Source organism: Chryseobacterium sp. Leaf394 (genome assembly GCF_001424105.1).
GTDB lineage: Bacteria > Bacteroidota > Bacteroidia > Flavobacteriales > Weeksellaceae > Chryseobacterium.
Window position 1 is genome coordinate 273092 of sequence record NZ_LMQH01000011.1, and the last position, 1562, is coordinate 274653.

General features: G+C 39.2%; 2 protein-coding genes. Both read left to right on the forward strand.

The features are described 5' to 3' along the window. Positions 1-53: 53 nt before the first annotated feature. A complete protein-coding gene (locus ASG21_RS05885; protein ID WP_056076989.1) occupies positions 54-566 on the forward strand; it encodes a nitroreductase family protein in 513 nt (170 codons plus the stop codon). A gap of 380 nt (positions 567-946) precedes the next feature. Beyond that, entirely contained in the window at positions 947-1510 is a 564-nt protein-coding gene (locus tag ASG21_RS05890) for a 30S ribosomal protein S16 (protein WP_056076991.1), read from the forward strand. The last annotated feature ends 52 nt before the right edge of the window (positions 1511-1562 follow it).

The window sequence follows — 1562 nt, forward strand, 5'->3', positions numbered from 1 at the left end:
AAAACATTCGTCACCCGCTTCTATCTTCCCGCTTTTTCCGTAAATTTGTCTTCATGAATAAAGCAGAAGTTTTAAAAGAAATCATAGAGCAGAGAAAAAGCATTTTTCCTAAAGATTATGCTGAAACAGAAATCTCACAGGAAATCATTGAAGAAATTCTAAATTCGGGGACGTTTGCTCCCAATCATAAACGGACAAAACCATGGCGTTTTAAAATTTTTCAGGGTGAAGAAAAAGCAAATCTGGCTTTTGAAATGCAGGAAATTTACAAGTCCACGCAGGCTCCACAGACTTTTCTCGAAAAAAAATATCAGGATATCGGTTTTAAAATCAATAAAGCAGACGCTGTGGTTTCCATCGTTGTCAATTTCAGCGGAATGGTTCCTGAATGGGAAGAAATCGCTGCGGTTTCTATGGCTGTACAGAATATGTATCTTACCTGCACAGCGAATGGAGTAGGCTGCTACTGGAGTTCACCGAAAATTGTTGATCATTTGAAAGAGTCTTTGACCATTGAGGAAAACCAGAAATGTTTAGGGCTTTTTTATATGGGCAATTTGGATTAATGTAACAGTGTAGCAATGTAGCAATGTAGCAATGTAACAGTGTAGCAATAAATAAGGGCGGAAATTTAGCGGTTTACCAATTTAACAGATCGGGAAATTGTTAAGAAGTAAATACTTTTGAATTTAAGCGGGGTAGTGTCATAGCCCTGATGGCAGCGACATCCTTTTGTGTGGCGGACGGAACGGAGAGGAGACCGCTACACAAAAGATACAGCGAACAGCAGGTTCCCGGCTCCTGATGATTTGAAATGGACGATTTGAAATTTGAGATTAGATATGTTGTGAAATTTTTAATATTAAATCCTGAATATTGAACTTTTTTCCTATCTTTGCACACTTAAATATTTAATCGGGACGAGTTCCCATAAAATTCAAACATTATGTCAGTAAAAATCAGATTACAAAGACACGGATCTAAAGGGAAACCTTTCTTTCACATCGTAGTTGCAGATTCAAGATCAAGAAGAGATGGTAGATTCATCGAAAAGATCGGAACTTACAACCCAATTACTAACCCTGCTACCATTGATTTGAACGTTGATTCTGCTGTAAAGTGGTTAAACAACGGTGCTCAGCCAACTGATACGGCAAGAGCAATCCTTTCTTACAAAGGTGCACTTTACAAAAAACACTTACAAGGTGGTGTTGCTAAAGGAGCTTTTGACGAGGCTGAAGCTGAGAAGAGATTCAATGCTTGGTTGTCTGAAAAAGATGCTAAAGTACAGGGGAAAGTAGAAGGTTTATCTACAGCTAAAGCTGATGCTAAGAAAGCTGCTTTGGAAGCTGAGCAAAAAGTAAACGATGCAAGAGTAGCTGCTGCTGCACAGGCTGAGGCTGATGCCAAAGCTGCTGAAGAGGCCGCAAACGCTCCTGCAGAAGAAGTTACTGAAGCTACTGAAGAACCAACTGCTGAGGCAGAAGGAACTGAAGAAACTCAGGCTTAAGTCTTTTAAAAGATACAAACTAAAGGCACGATTTTTTCGTGTCTTTTTTTTT